Annotated in this window: 25 protein-coding genes and 1 pseudogene; 3 read left to right on the top strand and 23 right to left on the bottom strand. The window is 67.8% G+C overall.

The features are described 5' to 3' along the window. Positions 1-69: 69 nt before the first annotated feature. Positions 70-1,179: an aminopeptidase P family protein gene (locus ACYVAN_RS04075; protein ID WP_460955779.1), complete on the bottom strand. Its 1,110-nt coding sequence runs from the start codon at positions 1,177-1,179 to the stop codon at positions 70-72. Between the two features lie 248 nt (positions 1,180-1,427). Then, complete coding sequence (locus ACYVAN_RS04080; RefSeq protein ID WP_460955781.1) at positions 1,428-1,778, bottom strand: hypothetical protein; 351 nt, start codon at positions 1,776-1,778, stop codon at positions 1,428-1,430. 515 nt (positions 1,779-2,293) lie between these two features. Between ACYVAN_RS04080 and ACYVAN_RS04085 the strand changes: the two genes are divergently transcribed. Next, a complete protein-coding gene (locus ACYVAN_RS04085; RefSeq protein ID WP_460955783.1) occupies positions 2,294-3,469 on the top strand; it encodes a glycoside hydrolase family 64 protein in 1,176 nt (391 codons plus the stop codon). Positions 3,470-3,579: 110 nt separating this feature from the next. On the opposite strand, the gene ACYVAN_RS04090 is transcribed toward ACYVAN_RS04085, so the two are convergent. The 8 genes from ACYVAN_RS04090 to ACYVAN_RS04125 form a co-directional block, all read right to left on the bottom strand. Continuing rightward, entirely contained in the window at positions 3,580-5,070 is a 1,491-nt protein-coding gene (locus tag ACYVAN_RS04090; protein WP_460955785.1) for a hypothetical protein, read from the bottom strand. A 195-nt stretch (positions 5,071-5,265) separates the two neighbouring features. Then, positions 5,266-5,697 carry a type II 3-dehydroquinate dehydratase gene (gene aroQ, locus ACYVAN_RS04095; protein ID WP_460955787.1) on the bottom strand — a complete coding sequence of 144 codons (432 nt, stop codon included), beginning with the start codon at positions 5,695-5,697 and terminating at the stop codon, positions 5,266-5,268. Next, positions 5,694-6,809, bottom strand: coding sequence for a 3-dehydroquinate synthase (gene aroB / locus ACYVAN_RS04100; RefSeq protein ID WP_460955789.1), 1,116 nt, complete (start codon positions 6,807-6,809; stop codon positions 5,694-5,696). The genes aroQ and aroB overlap by 4 nt, the downstream gene beginning before the upstream one ends. A 67-nt stretch (positions 6,810-6,876) precedes the next feature. After that, complete coding sequence (locus ACYVAN_RS04105) at positions 6,877-7,407, bottom strand: shikimate kinase (protein ID WP_460955791.1); 531 nt, start codon at positions 7,405-7,407, stop codon at positions 6,877-6,879. Continuing rightward, the gene (gene aroC / locus ACYVAN_RS04110; protein ID WP_460955793.1) at positions 7,407-8,600 is read right to left on the bottom strand and encodes a chorismate synthase; all 1,194 of its coding nucleotides are present in this window, start codon (positions 8,598-8,600) and stop codon (positions 7,407-7,409) included. The genes ACYVAN_RS04105 and aroC overlap by 1 nt, the downstream gene beginning before the upstream one ends. An 82-nt stretch (positions 8,601-8,682) precedes the next feature. Next, positions 8,683-9,336 (bottom strand): prepilin peptidase, encoded by a 654-nt coding sequence (locus tag ACYVAN_RS04115; protein WP_460955795.1) that lies wholly within the window; start codon positions 9,334-9,336, stop codon positions 8,683-8,685. Positions 9,337-9,447: 111 nt separating this feature from the next. Continuing rightward, positions 9,448-9,903, bottom strand: coding sequence for a PTS sugar transporter subunit IIA (locus tag ACYVAN_RS04120; RefSeq protein ID WP_460955797.1), 456 nt, complete (start codon positions 9,901-9,903; stop codon positions 9,448-9,450). Then, positions 9,900-10,136, bottom strand: coding sequence for a glucose PTS transporter subunit EIIB (locus tag ACYVAN_RS04125; RefSeq protein WP_460955799.1), 237 nt, complete (start codon positions 10,134-10,136; stop codon positions 9,900-9,902). The genes ACYVAN_RS04120 and ACYVAN_RS04125 overlap by 4 nt, the downstream gene beginning before the upstream one ends. Positions 10,137-10,516: 380 nt before the next feature. Here ACYVAN_RS04125 and ACYVAN_RS04130 point away from each other — a divergent pair, with 380 nt between their 5' ends. Continuing rightward, positions 10,517-11,782 carry a PTS transporter subunit EIIC gene (locus ACYVAN_RS04130; protein WP_460955801.1) on the top strand — a complete coding sequence of 422 codons (1,266 nt, stop codon included), beginning with the start codon at positions 10,517-10,519 and terminating at the stop codon, positions 11,780-11,782. A 77-nt stretch (positions 11,783-11,859) separates the two neighbouring features. Further along, the gene (locus ACYVAN_RS04135; RefSeq protein WP_460955803.1) at positions 11,860-12,135 is read left to right on the top strand and encodes an HPr family phosphocarrier protein; all 276 of its coding nucleotides are present in this window, start codon (positions 11,860-11,862) and stop codon (positions 12,133-12,135) included. Between the two features lie 101 nt (positions 12,136-12,236). Here the strand turns inward: ACYVAN_RS04135 and ACYVAN_RS04140 are convergent, their stop codons facing one another. The 13 genes and pseudogenes from ACYVAN_RS04140 to ACYVAN_RS04200 form a co-directional block, all read right to left on the bottom strand. Continuing rightward, positions 12,237-13,091, bottom strand: a complete 855-nt coding sequence (locus ACYVAN_RS04140; protein WP_460955805.1) for a shikimate dehydrogenase — start codon at positions 13,089-13,091, stop codon at positions 12,237-12,239. Then, the gene (locus tag ACYVAN_RS04145; protein WP_460955807.1) at positions 13,081-14,304 is read right to left on the bottom strand and encodes an endolytic transglycosylase MltG; all 1,224 of its coding nucleotides are present in this window, start codon (positions 14,302-14,304) and stop codon (positions 13,081-13,083) included. The genes ACYVAN_RS04140 and ACYVAN_RS04145 overlap by 11 nt, the downstream gene beginning before the upstream one ends. 11 nt (positions 14,305-14,315) lie before the next feature. Further along, positions 14,316-14,798 carry a Holliday junction resolvase RuvX gene (gene ruvX / locus ACYVAN_RS04150; RefSeq protein WP_460955810.1) on the bottom strand — a complete coding sequence of 161 codons (483 nt, stop codon included), beginning with the start codon at positions 14,796-14,798 and terminating at the stop codon, positions 14,316-14,318. Next, on the bottom strand, positions 14,795-17,467 hold the full coding sequence (gene alaS / locus ACYVAN_RS04155) for an alanine--tRNA ligase (RefSeq protein WP_460955812.1): 2,673 nt from the start codon (positions 17,465-17,467) through the stop codon (positions 14,795-14,797). The genes ruvX and alaS overlap by 4 nt, the downstream gene beginning before the upstream one ends. Positions 17,468-17,540: 73 nt before the next feature. Further along, positions 17,541-17,846 carry a hypothetical protein gene (locus ACYVAN_RS04160; protein ID WP_460955814.1) on the bottom strand — a complete coding sequence of 102 codons (306 nt, stop codon included), beginning with the start codon at positions 17,844-17,846 and terminating at the stop codon, positions 17,541-17,543. Then, the gene (locus ACYVAN_RS04165) at positions 17,843-18,244 is read right to left on the bottom strand and encodes a DUF948 domain-containing protein (RefSeq protein ID WP_460955816.1); all 402 of its coding nucleotides are present in this window, start codon (positions 18,242-18,244) and stop codon (positions 17,843-17,845) included. Before ACYVAN_RS04165 ends, ACYVAN_RS04160 begins: the two co-directional genes overlap by 4 nt. A gap of 145 nt (positions 18,245-18,389) precedes the next feature. Further along, entirely contained in the window at positions 18,390-19,349 is a 960-nt protein-coding gene (locus tag ACYVAN_RS04170; RefSeq protein WP_460955818.1) for a 2-hydroxyacid dehydrogenase, read from the bottom strand. 35 nt (positions 19,350-19,384) lie between these two features. Beyond that, entirely contained in the window at positions 19,385-19,606 is a 222-nt protein-coding gene (locus ACYVAN_RS04175) for an AAA family ATPase (protein ID WP_460956366.1), read from the bottom strand. A 62-nt stretch (positions 19,607-19,668) separates the two neighbouring features. Next, positions 19,669-20,655: pseudogene (locus tag ACYVAN_RS04180) on the bottom strand (replication-associated recombination protein A); the annotation flags it as partial. A 119-nt stretch (positions 20,656-20,774) separates the two neighbouring features. Further along, positions 20,775-22,355 (bottom strand): SulP family inorganic anion transporter, encoded by a 1,581-nt coding sequence (locus ACYVAN_RS04185; protein WP_460955820.1) that lies wholly within the window; start codon positions 22,353-22,355, stop codon positions 20,775-20,777. A gap of 114 nt (positions 22,356-22,469) precedes the next feature. Beyond that, positions 22,470-23,072 carry a carbonic anhydrase gene (locus ACYVAN_RS04190; RefSeq protein WP_460955822.1) on the bottom strand — a complete coding sequence of 201 codons (603 nt, stop codon included), beginning with the start codon at positions 23,070-23,072 and terminating at the stop codon, positions 22,470-22,472. Between the two features lie 70 nt (positions 23,073-23,142). Further along, positions 23,143-23,526: a hypothetical protein gene (locus tag ACYVAN_RS04195; protein ID WP_460955824.1), complete on the bottom strand. Its 384-nt coding sequence runs from the start codon at positions 23,524-23,526 to the stop codon at positions 23,143-23,145. Positions 23,527-24,070: 544 nt separating this feature from the next. Continuing rightward, the gene (locus tag ACYVAN_RS04200; RefSeq protein ID WP_460955826.1) at positions 24,071-25,288 is read right to left on the bottom strand and encodes a phosphotransferase family protein; all 1,218 of its coding nucleotides are present in this window, start codon (positions 25,286-25,288) and stop codon (positions 24,071-24,073) included. Positions 25,289-25,323 lie beyond the last annotated feature (35 nt).

The following is a 25,323-nucleotide window of genomic DNA, read 5'->3' on the forward strand; positions in this document are numbered from 1 at the left end:
GTTCAGGCCGGGTGAAGTCGCCTTCACCAACCGGCCCGGCGCCCCGAACCAGCGGTCCCCGAACCTTCCTCAGACGGCGACGAGCTCCTTCGTCGTCAAAGTGAGGAGCTCCGGCGTGCCCGAACGCACGACCAGTGTGTCCTCGATGCGGACACCGCCACGATCCGGCAAGTACACGCCGGGTTCGACGGTGACCGTCATCCCGGGTGCAATCGTACCGTCCCCTCGCTGGGACAACGTTGGTGCCTCATGGATCTCCAGCCCGACGCCGTGGCCGAGACCGTGCAGGAAGCGCTCCCCGTAACCGGCGTCGGTGATCACGTCGCGCGCCGCGCTGTCGACCTCCGGCATGCCGGCACCGACCCGCACGGCCGAGCTTCCGGCACGTTGGGAGGCAGCGACCAGATCGTAGACCTCTCGTTGCCACTCGGCGGGCTTGCCGAGCACCAGGGTTCTGGTCATGTCCGAGTGGTAACCATCGACGAGCGCCCCGAAATCGATCTTGACGAAGTCGCCGTCGGTCAGCACCGAACCATCAGGCCGGTGGTGCGGTACGGCCGAGTTGGCCCCGGTGGCGACGATCGTCTCGAAAGACGGCCCCGCCGCCCCGTTGTCGAGCATCCGGCCTTCCAGCTCACGCGCGACGTCCTGCTCGGTCCGGCCCGAACGCAGCCCGCCGTGTTCGATCAGATCGGCCAGCGCGCGGTCGGCAGCCGCGCACGCCCGCCGCAGCGCGTCGATCTCGTCCTCGTCCTTGAGCAGGCGCAGCCCCTCGACCAGCCCCGGCGCTCGAACGAGCTCGGCGGGGGCGGCCGATTCGGCCAACCCGTCGCGGCCGTCAACGGTGACGTGCCCGCTCTCGAATCCGACCCTGCGGTGGTGAGCCAGGTCGTTTCCGGCGCGTTCGGCCAGTGCGAGATCACTCGCCCGTTCGATGACGTGCCCGAGGTCCGGAACCTGCTCCGCGGCCTGGGACAGGTACCGGCCGTCCGTGCAGAACACCGTGCGGTGTTCTGCCTCCGGCTCGTCGGCGGAATGCACCAGCAAGGCGGCGTTCGAGCCGGTGAATCCGGTCAGGTACCGAACGTTGAGCAGGTCGGTCAACAGCATCGCGTCCAGTTCGCGCTCGCGGAGGCGATCGCGAAGAGCATGACGTCGACGGGCATGCGAATCGGGCATGTCCGGCAGCTTAACCGCTCATCACCACGCTCGGCGGTCCACCGCGGCCGGTCGGCGAAAAGCCGCCACCTCTCCCAAAACCTTCCCTCGTCGCGATAGAGGCGAAATACCCTACAAACAATCGAACAATTGCGGACGATCACCGAGCGGGCGACGATCGACACGAGCACGGAGACGACATTCATGTCATCTCCGTGCTCATTCAGACGAGGCCCCGGGATTACGCCGGGATAGCGATCATCTCCGTACTACTTGTGATAACGCTTTGCCTTGTCCTTGTAGTGGTCCTTCTTGTCGTCCCACTTGTCCTTCTTGTCGTCCCACTTGTCCTTCTTGTCCTCCCACTTGTCCTTGTAGTGGTCCTTCTTGTCGTCCCACTTGTCCTTGTGGCTCCAGGACTTCTTGTGCCACTTGTGCCCGTCGCCCCAGGAATCGAAGTACTTGTGGTGCCAGTGGTGGTTGCCCTCAGAGGACACGGACACCGACTGACGCACCTTGACGCTGGTGTCGTCCCCTCCGGCCGATGCCGCTCCGGCACCCCCGAGTACCAGCGGCACCGACAACGCGAGCCCGATCACGGTCCGTCCTGTCGAACGCATGGCTTTCCCCTCAGTACGCGAAACATTCGTTTCCTACCCCAGTTGCACGTGCGCGCATTTGCACCGCAGAAGCGGTACCGGTAGAGATTTATCGGCGCCATCACCCACATTAGTGGGTCAACGCGAGCACGCAAGCTGCGGGAACATGTTTCCCAGAATTGACTGTATGTGTCGATCAGCGGGCGTGGATATGGGGTTCTCACCCCGGAGGGAACGAACCCGGCGGGCCCGCCCACCACGCAACCGGCAAGAACGGAAGGCGCCAACACTCCCTGTTCGAAATGCTCCGGTTCACAGTGGAGACGGGCGAGCGTTCGCCACACCCCACGAGGAGCCTCGGCCACGGTGGACGTCGGCCGAATACCCGCGAACCGACCGGGGCCCTGCTGCGAACACTTGCGCCGAACGGACCACCGCTCACGGCAGAAGGGAGCCTTTCCCAGCCTTGAGAGCGCTCTCACACTGGAGAACGTCCGTGCCCGGGCCCGTCGGGCCAGACGACCACAACCCGAAGGATGTCGACTTTGTTCAGCAGAAGATCGTTCATCGGTGGCATGTCCGCCGCCCTCCTGGCTACCCCCGTGCTCGGCGCCAGCTCCGGTCTCGCCATCGGGAAGCGCGGCTTCGCCCCCGCCGCTTTGCCTGTGACGATCACCAACAAGAGCGGTGCCTACGACAACGCGTCGATCTCGGTTTACATCGTCGGTGTCAACCTGGAGACCGGCGAGCAGTCGCGCGTCACCCCCGATGGCCAACTCGTCCCGGTATCGATCTCCGACAACGGCCCCGACGGCTACACCGACTACTCGATACCGCTGGCGAGCGGCAACACCGCACTGTCACTGCCCCACATGTCCGGACGCATGTACTTCGCTCTCGGGGACGAGCTCAAGTTCAAGGTCGTCGAATCCGGCAGCGGCCAAGCCGCCCTGCAATACCCGGCCGGGTGGGTGGCCACCGACCCGAACTACGGCGTCCTGCACGACACCGTCGAGTTCACCTTCAGCCCCGACGGGATGTTCTGCAACACCACGATGGTCGACATGTTCAGCGTGCCACTGTCGATCCACCTCACGGGTGCGCAGGACCAGACCACCGGCACCCTGCCCGCCGGTTCCAGGGAGAAGATCCTGTCGGCATTCGCCGACAATCCCGAATTCTCCCGGCTGCGCCAGGACGATCTCCGCGTGATCGCCCCCGGACACGGGCTCGACCTGGGCGCCTTCTCCGAGACCTACTACGACTCCTACATCGACGAGGTCTGGAACAAGTACGAGTCCACCTCGCTGCGAGTGGACACCGACAACGGCCAGATCTACACCGGACGGATTTCCGGCGGCAACTTCACTTTCGACGGCGGCGTCGAGCCCATCTCGAAACCCTCGACCCGCGATGTGCTGTTCTGCGACGGCGCGCTGGCCGCGCCGAACGACGGGGTGACCGGCCCGGTCGCGGCGATCCTCGGAGCCGCGTTCAACCGTTCGACGCTCCTCTCCCACACGGACCAGCCGACGACCGAACCCGCGGGCTTCTACCAGCACCAGATCACCAACCACTACGCCAAGGTGATGCACGAGCACACGGAGGACGGCAAGGCGTACGGGTTCGCATTCGACGACGTGGCCGGATTCGCCTCGTACGTCCAGGACCACTCCCCCGCCGAGTTCGCGGTGACCCTCACCCCCTGGTGATCGGCTTCGCCTCTCGTCCTACCGCCCGCCGGCGGCTGCAAGGCCCCGGTGCGGCGGTAGGACGCGCGAACGCGATCCCGTTCCGCGTACCCGCTGCGGTGTCGGGCGGTTCATCCGACGTCGCGGTCGTGGAGCATCGCCTGCCATTCTCGCTCGGTCACATCGGTGACCACCGAGTCGTTCGCCTCGGCAGCCGAGGGATCGACCTCCCACATACGGCCGCGGTCATCGAGCAGGCCGACCGATCCGTCGGGAGCGCGGAGCGCAGGCGCTGCCGCCGAAATGGTCCCCGCGATCGGAAGTTCGTCCAACGCGGGCACACGCTCCGCCAACACCGCCGATGCCATCCCTTCGGCCACCGACCGCCGCTCGACCCGCAACCTCGCATCGCCGAGCACTACGTCGACGGTCCGTCGCGGCGACGGGACACCGAACCCCTCCAGCAGGCTCCGCGTGTCGCGGAGGCCCTCACACGCCCGCACACCGATGACATCGACACCGACGTGCCGAAGTTCCGTCGGCGACGGATTCGCCGTCGTCGCCCGGATGACGTCGAGCGGCACGTCACCGCACGGGTTTTCCGGCGACACCCTCGCGCTACCGTCCGGCGCACGCACCAGGCCGGGGCCTTCACGCCACCGGCCGGACAACAACAACCGCTCGTACGGATGCCGGGTGAACTCCCGGTCCCAGAAGGTGATCGCGGTGCCACCATCCACCTGGTGGGCGATCGCGAACACGTCCAGCGCCTCCACCCACATCCAGTCCGCGCTGAATGCGTCCACCACCGACCACGAACGCGTCGAGCTCTCGTCCACCGGCCGGAATCCCGCCTCGGTCAACGCTTCGACCCGGTTCGAGAACTCCGCATCCCGCGCACGCAGCACGAACTGGCCCGCACCGTTCGCCCCCGTGCCCGCGGCCGTGGTGTCGGTGAACATCAAGTAGAACCAGCCGTCCAAGTGCAGCACCGACGGCTGTCCGGCTCCGTAGGTGTTCCCCCGTCGCTTCTCGTTCGCCGCGGTCACGATCGGTTCTCCCGCTGCCTCCCGCCGCCATCGGGTTCCGTCCGGGCTGCTGGCGACGCCGATCGCGTTGCCATGCGCGTGATCCCCCGAAGCTCCCGTGTAGTAGAGGAAGTACCGTCCCCCGACCTTCACCACCGATGGGTCGCAGGTGTGCATGCCGTCGAATCCGCCCGGCCGTCCGTTGAAGACCGGTACCGCGGGAGCGCCTCGCTCGGACCTGAACTCCTCATCGAGGGCGGGAGCGGAGGCGTGCAGGATGTCGTCCCCCGGTGGCCCCGTATTCGGGACTTGACTGCACCACCACGCCCGGTACCGCCCGTCCTCGAACAGCACCGTCGGTCCGTAGTTGTACGGCGCGGCGGAGCCGCCGGAAGCCACCACGTCGGCACTCCGCCTGGCGGCCGACACGTCGAGTGCCACCGCCGGAGGTGGTGGGTCGGGGTCGGCCCGGCGCTGCCCGACATCAGGCTCGTGCTGGACGCCGCACGCACCCAGCAGAGCGAGGACCAGTGCCGTGGACACCGCGCGCGGCACCCCGGAACTCAGCCCGAGCCGTCTCGACTTCGCGACCATGACGCGGCACGACCTCCCCCAGGAACCCGCGTATCGACGGGCAGACGCGCTGGAGCCCGGACGACTGCAGGCACGTCCGCGATCACCTACTCGTACCGGCACGATCCTCGCCACCGGAAGACCGCTGTCCACGGCCCGTGCCGCGTCACTCCACAAGACCGGCCCGGCCACCGGCGGGGCGGCCAGGCCGCGGCATCATTCCTGCTGGTCCGCCAACCAGCGCAATGCCAGCGCGTAACCCTGAACACCGAAGCCCGCCAGCACACCGGTCGCGATGTCCGACAGATAGCTGTGGTGTCGGAAGGACTCCCGCTTGTGCACGTTGGAGATGTGCAGTTCGAGCAAGGTGGACCGCAACTGGGAGCACGCGTCCCGCACGGCGACGGAGTAGTGCGTCCACGCCGCGGCGTTGAGCACCACGGGAGCTCCGTGGTCGGCCGCTTCGTGCAACCACTCCAGCATGACGCCTTCGTGATCCGTCTGCCGCACCTCGACGTCCAGCCCAAGGTCCCGGCCCGTCTGCTCGCACAGTTCCACGAGCCCCGCATAGGTGATGCTGCCGTAGATTCCCGGCTCGCGGGTGCCCAACCGCCCCAGGTTCGGCCCATTGAAGACGAACACCTTCACAACAACACCTCCGTGGCCGAACGCTTCTGCTCCTCACCACCGGTCAACGCCGAGTAAGCGGCTGCGATAAGCGACGGGTCGGGGCCTTCCAATCGGCCCGGCTTGGCCAGTCCGTCGAGCACGACGAACCGCAGCACACCCGAGCGGCTCTTCTTGTCCAGCTGCATCGACTCCAGGAGCTGTCCGAGAGCGTTCGGGTCGTAGCTGGTGGGCATTCCCAACGAGTCCAGCACGTTCTTGTGCCGATTCGCCGTCTCGTCGTCCAGCCGCCCCGCCAGCCGGGCCAGCTCGGCCGCGAACACGAGACCCACGCTCACCGCCGCACCATGACGCCACTTGTAGCGTTCCCGGCGTTCGATGGCGTGGGCGAGCGTGTGGCCGTAGTTGAGCACCTCGCGCAGGTGCGACTCCTTGAGGTCCGAGGCCACCACATCGGCCTTCACCTGGATCGCGCGGCGCACCAGCTCACCGAGGACATCGGCTGTCGGGTCCACCGCCCGTTGCGGATCGGCCTCGATGAGGTCGAGGATTGCCGGGTCGGCGATGAAGCCGGCCTTGACGACCTCGCCCATGCCGGCGATCAGCTCGTTGGTCGGCAGGCTCTCGAGCGTGGCCAGGTCCACCATCACGGCGCTCGGCTCGTGGAACAGTCCCACCAGGTTCTTGCCCGCTTCGGTGTTGATGCCGGTCTTGCCGCCGATGGCGGCGTCGACCATCCCGAGCAGGGTCGTCGGCACGTGCACGACTCGGACACCGCGCATCCAGGTCGCCGCGACGAACCCGGCGAGGTCGCTGACCGCGCCACCGCCGAACGACACCACGACGCCACCGCGGTCCATCCCGATCTTGCCGAGGACCTCCCAGCAGAACCCCGCGACCGCGAGACTCTTGCCGTCCTCGGCGTCGGGAATCTCCACGCGGTGGGCATCCACGCCCGCCGCCGCGAGTTCGTCGCGCACCGCTTCCACGGTCTCGGTGATGCTCGGCTGGTGGACCAGGGCTACCACGGAGGTGCCGCGCAGCTGTTCGACCAGATCACCCAGCAGTCCGCGACCGACCACCACGTCATAGGGCTGCTCGCTGTCGACCCTGATCCGCACGGGTTCGGTCATCATCGTCCCTTTCGCATGTCGACACCGAGCCGAGCGCCTCGAGCGCTCGCTCGCGCGTTTTCCGTGATCAGTTCGTGGGGCGGCCGGCCTCGGCGCGAGCCAACTCCTCGACGGCCTGCTCGGCCAACCCTTGCGGCGGTACGCCATCGGTGGTCAGTTCCACGGTCGCCACCTCGCGGTAGAGCGGCATCCGCGCGTCCAGCAACGCTTTGAAGGTCGCGCGGGGATTGACTCCCGCCAGCAGCGGCCGGGCCGTCGACAACCCCGTCCGGCGTGCTCCCTCGGCCAACCCCACCGACAGGAACAACACGGTGTGCTCGGCCAGCAGTCCGCGCGTGCGCTCGGAGAGCACCGCACCTCCACCCAGGGACAGCACACCGTCGTGCTCACCCAACGCGGCGGCGACCACCTGCTCCTCCAGCTCGCGGAACTTCGGCTCGCCGTCCTCGGTGAAGATCGCCGAGATCGCCTTGCCCGCAGCCTCCTGGATCATCGTGTCGGTATCCCGGAACGGCTTGTCGATCAGGTCGGCCAGCAATCGGCCCACCGTCGACTTGCCCGATCCCGGTGGACCGACCAGCACCACGTGCGGCCGCATCAGTCGACCTGCCACCTCTCCACACGTTCGGCCAGCGCCGCCAGGTATCCCTCGACGTTGCGCGTGGTCTCCGGCAGGGAATCCCCGCCGAACTTCTCCAGTACCGCTTCGGCCAGCACCAGGGCCACCATCGTCTCGGCGACCACGGCCGCCCTCGGCACGGCGGTCACGTCGGACCGCTGGTGCATCGCCTGCGCTGGTTCTCCGGTGGTCACGTCGACGGTCGCCAGCGCCCGCGGCAGACTGGAGATCGGTTTCTTGGCGGCGCGCACGATCAGCGGTTCGCCGTTGGTGATGCCGCCTTCCAGACCGCCTGCACGGTTGCTGCCGCGACGCACCCACCGCGCGCCGTCGGCGGGGTAGATCTCGTCGTGGGCCGCGCTGCCCCTGCGCCGGGCGTTGGTGAAGCCGTCACCGATCTCCACCCCCTTGATCGCCTGGACGCTCATCAGCGCACCGGCCAGCCTGGCGTCGAGCTTGCGGTCCCAGTGCACGTGCGAACCGATCCCCGCGGGCAGGCCATAAGCGATGACCTCGACGACGCCGCCGAGGGTGTCACCTGTCTTCTTGACCTCTTCCACCTCGGCCATCATCCGCTCGGTGGCGGTGTCGCCGAAAGCCCTGACCGGGTTCTCGTCAATCGCCTGGAGGTCGTCCGGCGCGGGCAGCAGATCGCTGTCCGCGTCGACTTCACCGAGGCTCGTGACGTGGCTGACCAACTCGACACCGAGCGCCTGCTGCAGGAACCGGCGGGCGACGGTGCCCACCGCCACCCTCGCAGCGGTCTCCCGCGCGCTGGCGCGCTCCAGCACCGGGCGGGACTCGTCGAAACCGTACTTCTGCATGCCAGGCAGATCCGCGTGGCCGGGGCGGGGGCGGGTCAGCGGCTCGTTGCGGGCCAACGAGGCGAGCACCTCCGGATCCACCGGGTCGGGTGCCATCACCTGTTCCCACTTCGGCCATTCGGTGTTGCCGATCCGAACCGCGATCGGTCCGCCCTGCGTGACGCCGTGGCGGACACCACCGATCACCTCGAGCTCATCGGCTTCGAAACTCATCCGCGGACTGCGTCCGAAACCGAGCTTGCGGCGTTCCAGCTGGTGGGCGATATCGGCCGTGGTGACCTCGACCCCGGACACCATTCCCTCGAGGGTCGCCACCAAGGCGGGCCCATGCGATTCCCCAGCAGTCATCCAGCGCAGCACACCTGTAGATCCTGCCACGCACCTCGACCAACGATCCGCTCCGGGGGCGACTCGTCACCCGTTCCGAGCTTCACCACATGCCGGGCTGCCCGGCGATCGCGGTGGGGAACGCGGCGGCGAGCCAGGCCGGGGCCAGCATCGCCGGGCCGTGCGGCACACCGTCCTCCTGCCACCGCCATGCCGACAGCAGCGTCAGGACAGCGGCCGCCACGATCGACAACATCACGGCTGGGACCGACACCGCTCCGACCACCGCTCCCAGCGTGCCGGAGAGCTTCACGTCGCCCGCACCCATCGACCGGGCGGAGACCAATCGGATGAGCAGGTAGGTCCCTGCGTGCAGCACGCAACCGGCCACGGCCCCGGGCAGCAGACCGGAGGGACCTCCCCAATGGGCCGCGCCCGCGAGGAGCCCCCACAGAAGGGGATACGCGGGAAGCGTCAGAGCGTCCGGCAGTCGTCTGGCCACCACGTCACAGGCACTCAGCAGCACAGCCAGCCAGCCCAGCCCCAACGGGACCGGTGCCCACCACCAGGGCAGCGCACCGGAAAACACGGCTGCCGCGAGGACGGACCACAGCACCGCCACGCCCACTTCACACCACAGCGCCGGCGGGCGCACACCCCGGCGCAACAGGAGCAGCAGGCGACGCCCCCAACTACCGGCCGAGGCCCCGGCCGCACCACCGGCGACGAACACCATCCAGAACACCACGGATTCCATCCCCGCAGCGTCGCGAAGGCGAACGGGCACCGGTGGTACGACCGGCCCGGAGGTCCGCGTGTCGGACACCGGGCCGGGATTCCGTCCCGAGCTACCGGACCGGGTCGCCGGTCAGGTGTCCACGGTGAAGAGCACGTCCCCCGCGACGACCTCACCGTCGTCCCGGACGTCTCCCAACGACTCCGCCGCCGTATCGAGGGCCACCACCGGGCAGACCGAGGAGTACCCGTGGGTCTCCACACCTCGCGGGTCCCAGGAGGCGATCCGCTGACCCCGCTCCACGACGTCCCCCTTGGCCACGTGCAGTTGGAAACCCTCACCCTGCAGCTTGACCGTGTCGATGCCCAGATGAACGAGCACACCGGCGCCTTCTCCCGTGCCGATCACGAAGGCGTGCGGATGCAGTGTCAGCACGGTTCCCGCGATGGGAGCGAGAACGTCCTCGGCTCCCCGACCCGGTTTGACCGCCGAACCCGGACCCACCATCGCCTGCGAGAAAACCGGATCGGGTACCTCGCTGAGCGCGACGGCCAAACCGGGCACCGGGCTCCCGACCTCGACGCTCACAACAGGTCCTCGATATCGGCCGCAAGGGTGTCGGCCTCCGGGCCGACCACGACCTGCACGACCGAACCCTGCCGCATCACACCATGCGCACCAGCGGAACGCAGCGCCGCCTCGTCGACCTTCGCGTCGTCCTCGACCTCACAGCGCAACCGCGTGATGCACGGCTCGATCTCCACCACGTTGTTCCCGCCGCCCAGTGCGGCGAGGATCGCAGCGGCCTTGTTCTCAGCCACCCGAGAGCTCCTTTCATTCCGGCCGGCATCCACGCGGCCGACAGCACCGCGCCCGGAGATCTTCCGCCATCGAATGTCGATGCGGCAACGAAAATCGCACCGTCTTGACACCCGACACATCACCGAGCATGGTTCGCAACCAACTGGTTTAGACCGGACAGTACCAACTTTCGGAACCCGGTCCACGATCTCGACCCTGGCGGCTGGCGAAGGAGGCAACGTGGGCGGACACCCCGGCCGGCACCAAACCCCGCTTCGCACTCAACGCGCGACGGCCTCATGAGCGTGCGGATCCGGGCCGATTCGCACCCATACACGCTGCGGTTCGAGAACAATCCCGATCAACAGGTATCCGAATCGGCACCCTCTGGAGGTACCCGATGAGCGCGAGCGCCACCTCGGCGACGAGTGGCCCCCGGAAAGGCTTCGCTCAGCTGCAGCGACTAGGTCGAAGTCTCATGCTGCCGATCGCGGTGTTGCCCGCGGCGGCACTTCTGCAACGGCTCGGACAAGACGATCTGCTCGGCAGCATCGGCGGGTTCGCGGCCATCGCCGGGTTGATCGGCGCGGCCGGCGGGGCCCTGTTCGACAACCTCCCGCTGCTGTTCGCCATCGGCGTGTCGATCGGATTCGCCAAGAAAGCCGACGGCACCACCGCACTGGCCGGTGCGGTCGGCTACCTCGTGCTGGCGAACGTGCTGTGGGAGATGACCGGCACCGAAGCCGGAACCACGTTCAACAAGAGCCCCTACGGGGTGCTCGGCGGCATCATCGCCGGGTTGTCCGCGGCGTGGCTGTGGCAGCGCTACCACCGCATCAAGCTGCCCGACTACCTCGGATTCTTCGGCGGGCGCCGGTTCGTTCCGATCGTCACCGCCTTCGCGATGCTCCTCGTCGGCATCGTCCTCGGTCTGCTGTACCCGCTGTTCGACGCCGGTCTGACCGCCTTCAGCGATGCCATCACGGCCAACGCGGTGATCGGCAGCGGCATCTACGGAGTGGTCAACCGCCTGCTGCTGCCGTTCGGCCTGCACCACATCCCGAACAACGTGGTGTGGTTCCTCTTCGGCGACTACCACGGCGAGAAGGGCGACATCGCGCGGTTCTTCGCCGGTGACCCGAACGCGGGCACGTTCATGACCGGCTTCTTCCCGATCTTCATGTTCGCGCTGCCCGCCGCGGCGTTGGCGATCTGGCACTGTGCCAAGCCCGAACACCGCAAGGTCGTCGGCGGGGTCATGCTCTCGGTCGCGCTGACCTCGTTCCTCACCGGCATCACCGAACCGCTGGAGTTCGCGTTCATCTTCGTGGCCTGGCCGTTGCTGCTCGTCCACGCCTTGCTCACCGGTACCGCGCACGCCCTCGTCAACGCACTGGACATCCACGCCGGCTTCGGGTTCTCCGCCGGCGCCATCGACTACGTCCTCAACTTCGGCATCTCGCAGGGCTCACTGTGGCTGATCCCGATCGGTCTCGGTTACGCGGTGATCTACTACTTCGTGTTCCGGTTCATCATCACCCGCTGGAACCTGGGCACGCCCGGCCGTGAAGAACCGGACTCGGCGGGTAGCGGCGACGCTTCGTCGGCCATCACCGACAATGGCGGAGCCTCGTCCACCCCGGACAGCAACCGGGACGAGGGGTAGAGCTGAGCCGGAAGCGCTGCTCATCGCCGGATCGATCGCACCGGTACGAGCCGGTGCCCTCTGGAGAATGGAGACACATGTCTGAGCGACGGGTCACCGTGGCGAGCAAGGTGGGTCTGCACGCACGTCCGGCCGCGGTGCTGGCCAAGACCGCAGCCGCGCAGGCCGTCCAAGTCACCATCCGCAAGGACGACGCACAGCCGGTCGAGGCCGCCAGCATCCTGGGGCTGATGACGTTGGGCGCCGCATGCGGGGACGAGGTCGTGCTCGCGGCCAGCGGTGACGGCGCCGACGCGGCGCTGGACGAGCTCGCGGAGATCATCAGCACGGACATGGACGTCGAGACGGCGTAGTGGGAACTCCCCGGTGAGCGTCGCCCGGCAGGTCGCAACGCTCGCATTCCGTCCACGCGGGTCCGGGACCCTGTCGCAGCAGTCCCGGACCCGCGTGGACATCACAACCGAATGGCGATCTCGTTTCCCGTGGCGGTGGCCAACGCATCCCGCATCGCCTCACGCGGGGCCGCCTGTCCGGTGAACTGCTCGACCTGACCGAACGCTTGGTGCAGCAGCATGTCGAGCCCGGTCGCGAATCGGCCACCCGCTCGCTGCACGGCAGTTGCCAGCGGCGTTGGCCACGGGTGATACACGACGTCGAGCAGGCAGGCGGTCCCGGCCAGCACCGATGCATACCCGTCGACCGCTCCGGCAGGCAAGGTGGAGACGACGACGTCGCAGGCCCCGGCTTCAGCAGCGAGATCGACCGAATCCAAGCGTTCCACCCGGACCCGGGTGCCGATCCGCTCAGCCGTGTCCAACAGGTCCGCGGCGCGCGCGGGCTCGCGCACGGCCAGAGTCACGTCGTTCACGCCGAGTTCGGCGAAGCCCGCCAGCGCCGCGGCGGCAGTGCCACCCGCCCCCAGCAGCAATGCCCGGCGGCCGGTGGTGAATCCGCCCGCCGCCCGGAGCGCTCCGGTAACACCGTCCACATCGGTACAGTCCGCGAACCACCCGAACTCCCCGCGTACCAGCGTATTGGCCACGCCGACCGCCACAGCCCGCGAACTCGCGTCCGAAGCGACCTCCAAGGCGGCCCGCTTGCCGGGCATCGTCACCGACAACCCGACCCATTCCGGACCGAGCGTGGTCACGAGCCGCGTGACGCCGTCGGCGTCGACCTCGATCCGCTCGTACGACCACTCGTCGAGTCCCAGCGCGGCGTAGGCCGCACCGTGCAGCACCGGGGACAGCGAGTGCGCGATGGGCGAACCGAGCACGGCCGCCTTGCGGCCGGCAGGATCAGTACGCACCGCGTTCCTGCGCTTCGTCCCGGTAGATCAGGTGCTGCTCGTGCGTGTCGGAGAAGCACGAAGTGCCGTCCTTGTAGCACCGCACGAAATACAACCAGCTGCCCTCCGTCGGTTTCTCGGCGGCGTTGACCGCTTCCTTGCTCGGTGCGGAGATCGGCGTCGGCGGCAGACCGTAGTTCCGGTACGTGTTGTACGGTCCTTCGCGCTCCCGGTCGGACGGGTCGGTCAACAAGGCCGGTTTGTCCGAGGGATAGTTGATGGTGGAGTCGAGGCCGAGGCGCATCACGGACTGGTCGAGCCGGTTGTAGATCACCCGCGAGACCTTTCCGAAGTCCTTCGTGATCCCCTCGCTCTGTATCAGCGACGCGATCGTGAGTACCTCGTACGGCGTCTTGCCCGTGTTCTCGGCGGCTTGCGGCAGCCCGGCCGCCTGTAATTTGGCCGCCGAGGAGGTGACGATCTCGGTGAGGACCTCCTGAGCGCTCTGCCCGGGCTTGACGTCGTAGAGACCGGGCATGATCAACCCCTCCAGACGCCGGTTGGGAGCCGCCGCCGAAGCAGGTCCGATCGCCCATTCCGGAACGCCGAGCGAGGCGAGATCCGCTTCGGCCGCGACCTGGTGCACCTCTTCCGAGGTCAGGCAGTCCTCGCCACCTTCCGGATCGGAGCAGCTGGCCTTCGCGATCTTGGTCAGGACGCCCGGGGTTTTGCCTCCGTCCGGCGCCAGCTGGTCTTCCAGTCGCATACCGCCCCGGATCTCCAGGCGACCCGTCTTGGCTTCGGGTGAGACCAGTCGCTCGACCGCAGCCTTCCCGGACATCTGCTTCTTCATGACGTAGTAGCCGGGCTGGATGCCGCTGATCTCGTTGTTGCTTTCCGCGGCCTTCGTGAAGGCTGTGACGCTGGCGACGACGTCCTGCTCGACCAACGTGCCACCGATCGCACTGATCGTCTCGCCGGAAGCCACTTCGATCACCGCCTGACCGCTGCCGCCACCGTCGTAGTCCTCGTAGGTGCCGATCTGGAAGATCTGGCTGGCCCCGTAGAGCACACCCGCACCCACGATCAGCAGGACGAGCACACCAGCCAGCGCGGTCACCGATCGGCGCCGCCTGCGGCGCCTGAAACGCTCCCGTTCCGCACGTGTCTGTTGACGGCCGCGCCGACGCGGCTCCGTGGACTCATCGGCGAACAAGCCGAGATCGTCGCTCACGAAAGATCCTTTCAGATGGTCTGGCCGCGCCTGTCCAGCCACGCTTGCAAGATCTCCACCGCCGCGGCCTGGTCGACCACTGCGCGCTGGCGCTTGCCCCGCACACCACGCTTGCTCAGCATGCGGCTGGCGGTGACCGTCGTGAGTCGCTCATCACTGAACCGAACCGGAACCGGATCGACCCGCGCGGCAAGAGCTTCCGCGTAGGACTGCGCCGCTTCGGCAGCGGGACCATGCCGGTCGGCCAAGGTTTTCGGCAAACCGACCACGATCTCGACGATCTCGTGCTCGGCGGTCAACGCGACGAGCTGGTTGAGGTCGGAACCACCGGCCTCGTCGCGTTGCAACGTCACGAGCGGTGTGGCCAGCATCGGCGCCGGATCGCTCAATGCCACACCGACGCGCACGGCGCCGACGTCGATGCCGAGTCGACGCCCCGGGCCCGGATCCGCCTGCGGCTCGCTGCTGTCCACGGCTCGCGGGCGATCGTTCACCCTCGAACACCCACCTCTTCGACCGCCTTGCGCAGGGCTCCGATCGCAGCCGTGATCCCGGCGGGATTGGAACCGCCGCCCTGCGCCATGTCCTGCTTTCCGCCACCGCGACCACCGACCTCGGAGGCGAAGGACGGAACGAGCTTGCCCGCCGCGATCCCCGCTTCCCGGGCGGCCTCGTTCGTGCCGACCACGAAACTGACCTTCTCCTGCTCGGGGGAGAACAACGCGACCACACCGGGACGGGACCCCAGCCGGGCCCGAATCTCCGCGGCCAGCGCCCGCAGCGCTCCGCCGTCCACGCCTTCCGGCACCTGCTCGGCAACCAACGTCACACCGTTCGCGTCGACGCCGCGCTCGGCCAGGTCACCCGCGGACTGCAGGACCTGAGACACCCGCAGCTGCTGGAGTTCCTTCTCCGCGCTGCGAAGCCGGCTCACCACGCCCTCGATGCGCTCCGGCAGGTCCTCGGCGGGCACCTTGAACTGCTCGGCGAGCTGCGTGACGAGCAGGTGCTCCTTGTTGATGTGGCGCATGGCGTCCATCCCGACCAGCGCCTCGACGCGGTGCACACCCGAACCGACCGAAGAGTTCGAGACCAGCTTGACCACGCCGAGCTGACCGATCCGGTTCACGTGCGTCCCACCGCAGAGCTCACGCGAGTAGTCGCCCATGTCGACGACGCGCACCTGGTCGCCGTACTTCTCGCCGAACAGCGCGACCGCACCGAGCTCCATCGCCCGGTCCATCGTGGTGGCGTAGGACTGCACCTCGACGTCGTTCTGCAGGTAGTCGTTGACCTCTTCTTCCACCCCGGAAAGCACCGATCCGGAAACCGACGACGGGGCCGTGAAGTCGAACCGCATCCGGCCGGGCGAGTTCAGCGAACCGGCCTGAGCCGCGCGTTTGCCGTAGGCGCTCCGGACCGCCGCGTGCACCAGGTGGGTAGCCGAGTGCGAGCGTTCGATCGCACGGCGGCGCTGGTAGTCGACAGCGGTCTCGAGGCCGGTGTCCACGGCGACTTCACCTTCGATGACCTTCGCTCGGTGCACGAACAAGCCCGGCACCGCACGTTGGACGTCGGTGACCTGCAGCTGGACGCTGGGGCCGACGAGCGTTCCGGTGTCGGCGATCTGTCCACCGCCCTCGGCGTAGAACGGGGTCCGGTCCAGCACCAGCTCGACCTCGTTTCCCGCGCCGGCCACCTGGACCGGAGCACCGTTGACCAGCAGGCCGAGCACCCGGCTCTTCGACTCCAGGTCGGTGTAGCCGATGAACTCGGTGTCCCCGTGCTGGTCGAGCAGCGAGCGGTAGGTGGACAGGTCGGCGTGACCCGTCTTGCGCGCCCTGGCGTCCTCCTTCGCGCGCTCCCGCTGCTCGCTCATCAGCTCCCGGAAGCCCTGCTCGTCGACCGAGAGGCCCTGCTCCGAGGCCATTTCCAGAGTCAGGTCGATCGGGAACCCGTAGGTGTCGTGCAGCTGGAACGCCTTCGCCCCGGGCAACTGCGATCCGCCGGACTTCCTGGTCTCTGCCACCGCGACATCGAAGATCTTCGAGCCGGTGCTCAAGGTCGCGAGGAAGGCTTCCTCCTCGTTCCGCATGACCGAGTCGATCCGGTCGAACTCGGTGACGAGTTCGGGGTAGCTCGGCGACATCGCGTCGCGAACGATCTTGCTGAACTCGCCGAGCACCGGTTCCTGCACACCGAGCAGGCGCGTGGAGCGCACGATCCGGCGGAGCAGGCGGCGCAGCACGTAACCGCGCCCGTCATTGCCGGGGGTCACGCCGTCACCGACGAGCATGACACCGGAGCGGGCGTGGTCCGCGATCACGCGGAAGCGCACGTCGTCGGTGTGGTCATCGCCGTAGCGGCGGCCGGACAGGTCCTCCGCCTTGCCGATGACGGGCCGGACCAAGTCGGTCTCGTAAACGTTGTCCACACCCTGCAGCAGGCAGGCGACCCGCTCGACACCCATCCCGGTGTCGATGTTCTTGGTCGGCAGCTCACCGAGAACCGGATAGCCCTTCTTCGGACTGTCCTCACCTCGGATGTCCTGCATGAACACCAGGTTCCAGATCTCGATGTAGCGATCCTCGTCGACCGCCGGGCCACCCTCGCGGCCGTACGCCGGCCCGCGGTCGTAGTAGATCTCCGAGCAGGGCCCGCCGGGACCGGGAACACCCATGTCCCAGTAGTTGTCCTCCGCGTCGCGGTACTGGATCCGCTCCGGCGGGATGCCCGTGGCCTTCTGCCACAGTCCCGCCGACTCCATGTCGTGCTCGAAAACGGTCACCCACAGCCGGCTCGGGTCGAGCCCGAAACCGCCGTCGCGCTCGGAAGCGGTGAGCAGCTCCCAGGCGTTCTCCATGGCGCCCTGCTTGAAGTAGTCGCCGAAGGAGAAGTTGCCGGCCATCTGGAAGAACGTGTTGTGCCGAGTGGTCTTGCCGACCTCGTCGATGTCACCGGTGCGAACGCACTTCTGGATGCTCGTCGCACGCGGGTACGGCGCGGGAGCTTCGCCCAGGAAGTACGGCTTGAACTGCACCATCCCGGCGTTGACGAACAGCAGCGTCGGGTCGTCGAGGATCAGCGAGGCACTGGGCACCACGGTGTGACCGCGCTGCCGGAAGTGCTCGGTGAAGCGATTGTTGATGTCGTGGGTCTGCACGGTGGAGTCCTTCTACGATGCGGAGCGGCCGGTCAGTGGTCGGCGGAAGGCTGGCGCGTCGGCAATGTCAGCTTCAGCGTTCCGCCCGGCGAGCTCGCCTGGCACCCGCACGTGCGGATGGCTGCTCGGACGACCGAGCGGCGAGGCTGCCTTGCCGCTCGGTCTCCTCGACGACGTCGTGCAGCTCGTTCTCCCGCTCGCTCATACCCGCCCGTACCTCGGCGCCGAACGAGCCGACCGCACCGGCGATCTCGCGCATGGCACCACCGAGTTGTTCGGCCATGCCGTTCGGGGTCGCCTTTCGCGCGGTCTCGTTGACCTTCCGGCTCAACGCCACACCGGCTGCGACACCGGCTCCGAACCAGAAAGTGCGCCTCACTTGCGACCCCCCTTGCGGCGGGAATGCCTGCCCATCGGCTCGTCCTTGCGCTTGCGTCGAGCGCGCAGCGCTTTGCTCACGCCGTAGGAGAAGGCCGCGGTCTTCACCAACGGGCCACCCAGTGTAGCCGTGAACAGGGAAGACAATGCCGAGACATTGCCGCTGACCGTTTTCGCGTTGGCCGTGATCCCGTCCACCCGTTCCAGCTGGGTGTTGACGTGGGTCAGCGTCGAGTTCGCGCCGGTGAACAGCGGGTCGGTGTTCTCGTGCGCCTTGCGAATCGCGACGGTCGTCTCGTCCAGTGTGCGGCCGAGCTTGACCAGCGGGATCGCCAGCAGCACGACCAGCAGCACGAAAGCGCCTGCTGCGATCAGCGCGGCGATCTGCGTGGGCGTCACGTGCCCTCCCGGTTTCCACGTGGTTTTGTCCTTACCGCCGGTTTCGACGGCGGCGTGTTGATCGCGCGTCAGGTTACCGTGTCGCCGCACCGCCGACGTGTCCGCCTGTCCCGGCGCGCCGGGACAGGCGTTCAGCCGAACGGCCTCAGCTACCGACCGGAGTCCGGGGATCGTTTCCGGCGAGCACGTCCGCGACGTTCGCAGCGGCCAGTTCGGCCATCGCCGTTCGCGTTTCGACGGTCGCCGAACCCAGGTGCGGCACCATCACGACGTTGTCCAGATCGATCAGGCCCGGCTCGACTTCCGGCTCCCGCTCGAAAACGTCCAGCGCGGCACCCGCGATCCCGCCGTCGCGGAGAGCGCGCACCAGTTCCCGTTCGTCCACGACCGGCCCCCTGCTGGTGTTCACCAGCACCGCGGAGGGCTTCATCGCCGCCAGCGCCGCAGCATCGACCAGATGACGAGTCTCGTCGGTCAGCGGGCAGTGCAGCGAGATCACATCGGCCTGCTCGAAGAGCTCGGCCCGCGTCAGGTACCTCGCTCCGAGCTCGGCCTCCATCTCGGCGCCGACGCGTCGACGACCCGTGTAGGCGATGTGCATCCCGAACGCCCGAGCACGCCGCGCGACCGCCTGACCTATCTGGCCGAACCCGACGATGCCGAGGGTCTTGTCCCGCAAGCCGGTTCCGAGCATGAACGACAGGTGGAACGACCACGGTTCACCGGAACGGAGTAGCCGCTCCCCTTCGGCCAGGCGACGCGTGACCATCAACAACAGCGCCAAGGTCAGATCGGCGGTGGCATCGGTCAACACCCCGGGGGTGTTCGTGACGACGACGCCACGCCGAGCGAGCTCCCCGACGTCCACGTTGTCGTGGCCGACCGCGATGTTGGCCACCACCCGCAGTTGCGGTCCGGCAGCGGCGCACACGTCCGCGTCGATTCGATCGTGCAGCATCGACACGATCGCGTCGGCGCCCCGGACCGCGTCGTGCAGCTCGTCGACCTCCAGCGGTCGATCCTGCTCGCAGACCCGCACGTCGCCGACCGTCCGCAACGATTCCAAGGCCGATTCCGGGATCCACCTGGTCACCACGATCTTCACGTGTTTCCACCTCCTCGAATGCCGCCTCGGCGGCGTCAGTCCCCGCCGGCCTGGTCCCGCACGATGCCGCGCAGCTTCGGCACCCGTTCGGCGAGCACGCGCTCACCTCCACGGCCGGTCGGGTGGTAGTAGTCGGTGCCCACGAGCTCCTCCGGCGGGTACTGCTGGGCGAGCACACCTTCGGCCCTGCTGTGCGGGTATTGGTAGCCCTGCGCGTTGCCCAGCTTGTCCGCACCGGCGTAGTGACCGTCGCGCAGGTGCGGCGCGGGACCGGACCGGCTTTGCCCGCTCGCACGTCGGCCATCGCGGCGTCGATGGCCGAGATGACGGCGTTCGACTTCGGCGCGGTCGCGAGGTGGACGGTCGCCTGCGCCAACGGCAGCCGTCCCTCGGGCATTCCGATGAACTGGACGGCGTCCGCTGCCGCGACGGCCGCGTTCATCGCGGTGGGGTCCGCCATCCCGATGTCCTCGCTGGCGTGCACCACGAGCCTGCGCGCGATGAACCGCGGATCCTCGCCTGCTTCGACCATCCTGGCCAGGTAGTGCAGCGCGGCATCCACGTCGGAACCCCGGATCGCCTTGATGAAGGCGCTCGCGACGTCGTAGTGCTGATCGCCGCCCCGGTCGTAGAGGACCGCGGCCCGGTCCACGGTGGCCTCCACCGTGGCGAGGTCGATCGTCTCGGTGGCGTTGGACTCCGCGGACTCCGCTGCCGCCTCCAACGCGGTCAACGCGCGCCGCGCATCACCGCCCGCCAACGCGACCAGGTGGTCCTCTGCTTCGTCGTCGAGCCGCAACCGCCCGCCGAGCCCGCGTTCCTCCGTCACCGCACGGCGCACCAGCGCACGGACGTCATCCTCATCCAGACTGCGCAGCTGCAGGACCAGCGAACGGGACAGCAGCGGAGCGACCACGGAGAAGAATGGATTCTCCGTGGTCGCCGCCACGAGCAGGACGGTGCGGTCCTCGACGGCCCCCAGCAAGGCGTCCTGCTGGGTCTTCGAGAAGCGGTGAACCTCGTCGATGAACAGCACGGTGGCCTCACCCGAGCGCCCCAAGCGGTGCCGAGCCTCCTGGATCACCGCCCGGACTTCCTTGACGCCGGAGGACAGTGCCGACAACGCCGCGAACCGCCGTCCGGTCGCCTGCGACACGAGCCCTGCCAGTGTCGTCTTCCCGGTTCCGGGCGGACCGTAGAGCAGGACGGATGCCGGTGCAGCACCCTCGACCAGGCGGCGCAGCGGGGCACCTGAACCCAGCAGGTGCCCCTGGCCGACCACCTCGTCGAGAGTTCGTGGTCGCATCCGCACCGCCAGCGGCGCGTTGTCCGCGATCCGCTCCCCCGCGCGATCTTCGGTATCGGCGCCGAACAAACCCTCGTCGAACAGACCGTCACTCACATCGGGAGACGCTACCCGCGGGGTCAGGAAGTCCGAACGAGCGTGTCCTCCTCGGCTTCCTCGACGCCGTCGCCGGAGTCGGCGCTGCTCCTGCGCTGCTCGGGCATCACCACCTCCACCGCGCAGTCCTGCTTGCGCCGCTGCTCGACCCAGTTCTCCACCGCCTGGTGGCACGCTCGATCCAGGTGGTTGACCGTGGTCATGTCCAGGTGCACGGTCCCGGCCCTCGGGACCCGCTCCAGACGGTCCAGCAGGCTCGGCAGGCGGAGGAACGTGGCGTTGCCCCCGAGTTCGACCCGCACGTGGTCATCGGCGTGCTCGGCGTTCACCGACAGACGGGACGTGTCGAAGGCGGTCTTGAGGATGGCGGCCGCGAGTCCCGCCATGGTGCCGATCAGCAGGTCGGTGGCCACGATCAAACCCGCGGTCAGGATCAGCACGAAGGCTTCCGCACGGTGTTCTCGCACCAAGGCCACGACCTGATGGATCTCCAGCAGCTTCCACCCGGCCTGGATCAGCAGGGCCGCCAGCACGGCGGTGGGGATGTAGCCGAGGATTCCGGGGAACATCACGACGAACATCAACAGCCAAACCCCGTGCAGGACGCGGGAGAGTTTGGTCCTCGCACCGGCACGCACGTTCGCCCCGCTCCGGACGATGACCGCCGTCATCGGCAACGCGCCGAAGAGCCCGCAGACCGCGTTGCCCGCGCCCTGGGCGACGAGCTCCTTGTTGTACTGCGTCCTCGGCCCTTCGTGCATCCGATCGACGGCCGCTGCGCTGAACAGGCTCTCGGCGGAAGCGATGAGCGCGAAGGTCACGATGGTTCCCAGCAGGGCCGGGCTCGCGAGGTTCCCCCACGCCTCGGGCGCCGGCACGTTGATCGTGTCCAGCAGCGAGCCGACCTCGATCTTGGCGACCGGGAGCTCGAAGACGGCGACCACTGCGCTGAGCACGACCACGGCGACCAGCGCTCCGGGCACGGTGCGCATGGGAGCGGGCATCCGCTGCCAACCCAGCACGATCAGCAGTGTTCCGATCGCCACGCAGAGTCCGGCCACGCCGGCCGGGGTGGTCACCGCGGCCATCGCAAGATCGGGGAGCCCACCGATCTTCGCGGCTGTGTTGGAAGGCTGGTCGAGTCCTGCCACCGGGTAGAGCTGACCGAGGATCAGCACCAGTCCGATGCCGGCGAGCATACCTTGCACCACCGACGGTGAGATGGCCCGGAACAAGGCCCCGACCTTGCCGATCCCCATGAGGATCTGCAACGCCCCGGCCCCGAGCACGATCACTCCGAGCGTGGCCAGACCGTGGTCGTTGACCGCGGAGGCCACGAGCACCGTCAGCCCTGCGGCGGGGCCGCTGACCTGCATGGTGCTTCCGGGCAGCAAGCCCACCACGAGGCCACCGACGACGCCGGTGATGATGCCCAGCTCGGCGGGCACGCCCGATGCGACCGCCACTCCCACGCAGAGCGGCAGAGCGACGAGGAAAACCACGAGCGAGGCTGCCAGGTCGGCACCGAACGTCTCCTGTGGCCAACGGGATACAACGGTCGTACGACGGCCCGGCGGTCCGGCCTGGTCGACGTCATGAGACACGAGAACACTCCAAGTTTCATAGCCGGGCTCCAGCTGGTGCGGAGCCCGGAAAAGGGCACGGATGCTCGCGCCCGCGCACTCCATCGGGCACGGGCGCTCGTAGGAACGCTGTGGTTACAGCGGCAGGAGGTCGCCTTCGGAGAGGTCCTCGGGTGAGGTGAAGACCAGACCGGTATCGATCTCGTAGAACCAGCCGTGCAGCCGCAGTCGGCCGGCCCGGACGAGATCGTCGATGAACGGGTACTCGCGAAGGGTGCGCAGCTGCCCGAGCAGGTGGGCCTTGCTTTCGGTCCGTACTGCCGGATCAGGCTGTCGCCGGGGCTCCTCGGTCGCGTCGTCGGTGCCGAGCCAACTGCGCATGGCCGGCAACCGGTCCAGACCGCGACCGGCCGTGCTCAGCGCCGTGACGGCACCGCAGTGCGAATGTCCGCACACGATTATCTCGGGAACGCCCAGCTGCAGAACCGCGTACTCGATCGTGGCCATTTCACTCGACGCCGAGTCCGGGAAATACTCGGGCACCACGTTTCCCGCGGTGCGCAGTTCGAACAATTTGCCCGGTTCCGCCCCGGTGATCTGGGAAGGAACGACCCGCGAGTCCGAACAGGTGATGAACAATGCAACGGGTTGCTGCCCCGCAGCAAGCTGTTGACGGTGGTTCGCCGAAAGGCCACGCGCGTGGCTCCGAGCGTGTTCCACCAAGTTCTGGAAATCCATCTTCGCCCTCACTGAGCAAGGTGTGCATGGCGTGGTGGTGGCAAAGTCCCGAACGGGACACGGCCACCACTCAGCGCCGGAACACCTGCAGCAATGACGACGAGTGTCTCTTTCTCGCGTGATTCTGGCGGCGCTGCGCGGTCGAACGCTCGGCCTCGGACCGCGTGGCGGTACGTTCGTCGGCGGTCACCACGTCGCGCTGTGAAACCGAGGGGTGCGCGGACTGCGCCGGCCGTCGCCGCTCGCGTGCGCGGCGACCCTGCGCGACCTCGGGCAGGCGTTCCCGGAGTTTCGCGCTCTCGCGGTGCTCTTCCTTGTGCTCGGCCGTGGAGCGAAGGAGGATGTTCGAACTGGCCGAGGTCTGCAGCGGAGACAGCACGAGTGCGGCGACGAAGAGCAGGAAGAGTCCTGCCCTGATCACGCCGGACGTGTATCGCATCTGCATCCCCGCCATGGAATCTCACCCTTCCCGAACGACATCAACATTACCGGAAGGAGGTAGCGAACTGTTGAACACAAGGTATCCGAAAGTGCTGAACCGGCCACAAGTATCTGATCGAGTGACCCACTGCACAAAACGCGAGAAAACGGCCGCGCGTCGCCGGCTCGGAGCCAAAAATCACCCGAATGTTGGGATCAATACCGGGAGAGACGCGTCACCGACCCAACGAACGCACATATGCGAATAATCCGATGCGTTTCGCCGGATTCACGACGCCGAAACAGACGGCGTACGTCCCGAACAGCTGGCTCCTCCCGAAGATCGCGCGCCGGAGGACTCCGTACACCCCGGTTCCCGCAACGCGCCGGAGGGCGCTGCGTCACCGCGAACCACGTTCTACCGACCGGATACCACTCGCGAGCAGGACACTACGCAACCCGACCGGACCGGGCGACACCTCGCGACCGGGACCGAACGGACAGCACCGACCGCCACCGCGCACAGCGCGGGTCCTTGCGCGGGACACCCGCACAAGGACCCGGCTCTGCTCGCTCGCCTACTTCTCGCCGGCGCGGAACGCCGGATACTGCAGCAGCTGAAGCGCTCCGGCGCCGAAACGCTCCACCAACGCATCGACCATCGCGGACGCGAACTCCGCAACCGTGTTCCGATCCGTCGCCACGGCCTCGTCACGGAGACGCCGCCAGCGGTCGACCAGCGCGGTGCTGCGACGCGGCGAGGGCATGTGCAGGTCGATGGGCCGGTCCGACTCACCCGTCCTCGGCAGGAACCACCAGGTCGAAACCCAAACCCACAACAGCTGGGCCGCGAAAAGCCTCGGGAACAGGACCTCGTCGTCATCGAGGTCCGGCCACACCTCGGTGACCTCCGCGCGCCACGTCGCCAACATGCTCTCGGCGAGGTTGTCCGGCAGCGCGTACGAACACCACGACGACGGGAACGGGTACTGCAGGTACGCCGCGTCCAATGCGACGTCTCGGACGCAACCCCACTCGAAGTCGAGGAACCGAACGGCCGACCCGGTGACGAGGCTGTTGTCCGGGCAGATGTCCGAGGGGCTGAACGAGCGATACCGACCCGGCCCCAGCAGCTCGGAGGCGGCATCGAGTTCCGCAGGCATTCCCGGCGGCATCGTCACACCGAGGGAGTGCTCCAACAGGGCGGGGAGCTCCGCGACCGAGCGCACGATGTCATCGGCGACCGGATCCGTCCACGACTTCGTGCCGAGCCGACGCATCAGCGCGTCGAAGTCCGCTTCCCGGCCGGCCATCGTCGTGTGCAGCCGTCCCAACGCCCTGGCCCACGCCAGCAGCGCGCGTTCAGCCGCTCGCGGGTCGTCGGCCAGCAACACGTCGGCAAGCGTGGAACCCCGTCCGAGATCTTCGAGCACGAGGATCCGCTGCGAAGCGTCGTGGGCGATGAGCTCCGGTCCGACCCGGATCTCCGGCGGAAGCGCGGTGGCGAGCTGACAACTCGCCGCCTCGTGCGCGAACGGATCCGACTGCGCGGACTCGGGGCAGGCGCCGTAGTGCTTGATCACGAGCGTGCGCGGAAGTTCGTACGGCGACTCCGCGACTCTCACCCGCATCACGACCGAGCGTTCGCTGCCACCGAGGTCCTCGGCGTCGGCGAGCCGGACAGCGGCCCCCGTCCTGCGGCTGAGTACGGATTCCGCGGTGCCGACGGTGTCGGTCACCTCCGCACTTGCTGGGACACGAACCTCCGGCGGACCGGTGGTGATCTCCACGCTCATCGTCTCCAGACCTTACCCCCACTTCCTGAACCCGG

The organism is Parasphingorhabdus pacifica, assembly GCF_054779195.1.